Raw genomic sequence first — 2,960 nt, forward strand, 5'->3', positions numbered from 1 at the left:
TTTGCCTCTTGGGCAGGGCGCACGGCCGGGAGCTGGGGCGGAGTTTCCGACAGGGGCGAGGAGGGAGGAGGGGCCTTTTCTGTTTCGGGCGGTGGGCTCACGTTCAGCGCGGGGAGGGCAGGCGGCTCCGGTTCTTCCTCCGGCGTGACGGGAGTGAGGGGCGGCGCGGTGTCCACGGCGGGCGCGGGTTTCTGCTTTTGGCTCCCGCCCTTGATGGCCCGCTCGATCTGCCGCAGGACCAGTTCCGAACAGTCGTGGACCGCACAGCCCAGGACGGTGGCAGCCAGTCTGGTATCAAACTCCCGGACATAGGCGAAGTCGTCAGGGGTAAAGCATCCCTTGGTAGGCAGGCCGCAGCGAACCATGAGTAAGTATGCCGTACTGACGGTCAGGGCCCGGGTGAAGCGGATGCCCACATTCAGCTCGTCCAGCTCCTCCAGCAGACTGCCGCCGAGGGAGCGCATGATATTGTGCCGGTGGTCGTGCCAGCAGGTATCGGCCAGCTGGACGGAAATGCGGATCAGCTGTTCGGCCAGACCGGCGCACGGGGGGACGGCAAAGACTTCTTCCAACCGCTCCGCCACAGCCTCCCGGTGCTGGTCACTGTATTTCCACTGGCGGACAGGCACGGAGTCCGAAGTCGTGCCGGTATCTGAGATGTCGAACACATAGGCCAGCGACGCTTTGCCGTTCTGACTCCGAAGCAGGGCGATTCCTACGGAACGGGCCCGCACATACCGGCGCATACGTCGCTTCCAAAAGTCGTACCCAGCACAGGCCGTGGCCCTGGGGCGCTGGGCATGGATCATGACTTGGTCCTCAAAAGAATATTTGTGGTTTCGCGCGGCGGTGCGCAGAAATGCGGCCCAATGGGCGGCGTCGCTGGTGATCTCCGCAACAGTGCGGTCGGCCAGATCGGCATAGTGCTGGGTCTTTGCGCTCATGGCGGGGATACCTCCTTTGTCAATAATTTTGCCGAAAGGTTCGCATCCGCTCCTGTGCATCCGGATAGGATGCCACAGGGGAAAGCAAAAAAAGATCGCCCCCGCGGCGAAAACCGTGGAGGCGATTATGTTTCTCTTTCTGTCAGCTGTGGGCACAGATCTGGTGCTGACATTGATCCTACCTGTTCCGAAGACAATGAATGACGCAAGGCCTTGATTCCATTCGGTTCTGCCTCAATTTTTGCTCCAATAAAAAATAAAGCCACCCTGCTTTGTATCGTAGATTGATACAGGGCAGGGCGGCTTTGGTTTGTGGCGTATCATGTGGCGGCTGCGGCGCCGGGCAGCGGGACGATGCACGGGGCCTTATGCTGGTGCCGCCGTTGGGGCGATGTATGGCCCATGTCGGCGGCGTGCGTCAGGTGATGCCGCCGTGGCTCGGGTCGTGGGTTGTACCGATGCCCGCCCCTTGGTGCGTATATTGGTGCGGGGCGGGGTATGTGCATGATGTTTTTGATGTTGGAGCAGTCGACGTTGTTATTCGCTGGGCGGCGGTGCAGTTTGTTTTGCGTGTCCGCCGCCACGAGGTTGGTACGCATGCGGCGCACCGGTGGATTGTGCGCTTTGACCGTTGCCCACATGATTTTAATTCATGTCCACGCCCCTTGGTGCATGTTTGATGCGGGGCGGGGTGGTTTTGGTCATGGCCTTGTTGCCGTATACGGCACGGACGCCATCATAGGCCGTTGCAATTCGTTGGGCGGCAAGGCTTTGACGCATGTGTTGATGCGTGGCCTTGCCGCCTCTGTTGAGCAGTCTATTGTCACCATAGTGTTGGTTGGTTGTAATTCATGCTTCATAGAGAAGCGCATCCCCCTGCACCGGTTGCGATGCAGGGGGATGCTGTTTCAGGTTATGGCTTTTAGCCCATACCGGCACGGGCCCAGTTGTTGTCGATGCGCATGATGGTTACGATGCTCTGTTCGATGGTGTACGGGGACTTCGCCGAGAAAGTGGTGCCGGTTGTCCCGGTCATGGCCCCGACGCCGTACACGGCTCGAACGCCATCATATGCCCAGTCCGCGATTTCATCGGTGAAGGGCAGGTTGTCGGCATACCAGACAGTCCACCCGGTGCGGCCGACGGAGTTGAAGTCGTCAATGAGGCATTCCATCATGCGGGTCAGCATGGTAGCCGCCTGCTCGCGGGTAATCAGGTCATTGGGCCCGACATACACGCCGGAACGGTTGGGAGCGGAGTTGTAGCCGCCTAAAATCCCGAGGTTGTAGGCCTTGGCCATATTCTCGTTGTTGGAGCAGTCCGCGAACACATCGTCGCCGGAGTTGACGGGGATGGTGTAGTCCTCGCCGGTGATGTCGCTCATCAGGGTCTCATAGTAGCGTACGGCAAGCGCCGCGAACTGTCCACGGGTGATGGCACGGGTGTAGTCACTGCCCAGCAGGTCGGTGACGGCAGGCTGATAACCAAAGACATCAGGGTCGTCATCGAGGTAGCCCATGCTGATGGCTGTAATAATGTCCTCAGCGGCCCAGTTGCTGTAAGTGACGCTGGTGGCATCTGTGTCGACAACAGGGGTCTCGGGTTCGGTCACGGGAGTTTCCGTGACTGTCTGATTGGAACCGTCGCTCCAGTTGGACTTCAGGCTGGCTGTGGCAAAGTCGAACACATCGTCGACGGTGCGTGCAGTCTCAGTGCCGCCCATCTTGACGGGCAGGAACGCCAGCGCCCAATCGGGCAGGTTCATCTGGGACACATAGGACTTGGCAGTAGCGTACTGGGATGCAACGGTGGATGCATCGGGCCATACGGGTACATCTTCGATATAGGGATTGTCGGGACGACCTGTGAATGTGGGCATGCCGATGCTCACACTGCTCTTGCTGGCAGGAGTGTACTTGGTAAAGTCCAAGCGGTCGTTACTGCTCAGGTATGCGATTTTATCGGCTGTGTCCGGAGTGGACGCGCTTGAGGTTTTACCGTAAAATTCACCGCTGG

Annotated in this window: 1 protein-coding gene and 1 pseudogene; both read right to left on the reverse strand. The window is 59.4% G+C overall.

Annotated features, from left to right (window positions below; translation table 11 throughout):
• Positions 1–944, reverse strand: a pseudogene (locus B5F94_RS15665) (hypothetical protein); the annotation flags it as partial.
• 922 nt (positions 945–1,866) lie between these two features.
• Entirely contained in the window at positions 1,867–2,874 is a 1,008-nt protein-coding gene (locus B5F94_RS15670) for an S-layer homology domain-containing protein (RefSeq protein ID WP_087331471.1), read from the reverse strand.
• Positions 2,875–2,960: the final 86 nt, after the last annotated feature.

It is taken from the genome of Flavonifractor sp. An4, assembly GCF_002161755.1.
Taxonomy (GTDB): domain Bacteria; phylum Bacillota; class Clostridia; order Oscillospirales; family Oscillospiraceae; genus Flavonifractor; species Flavonifractor avicola.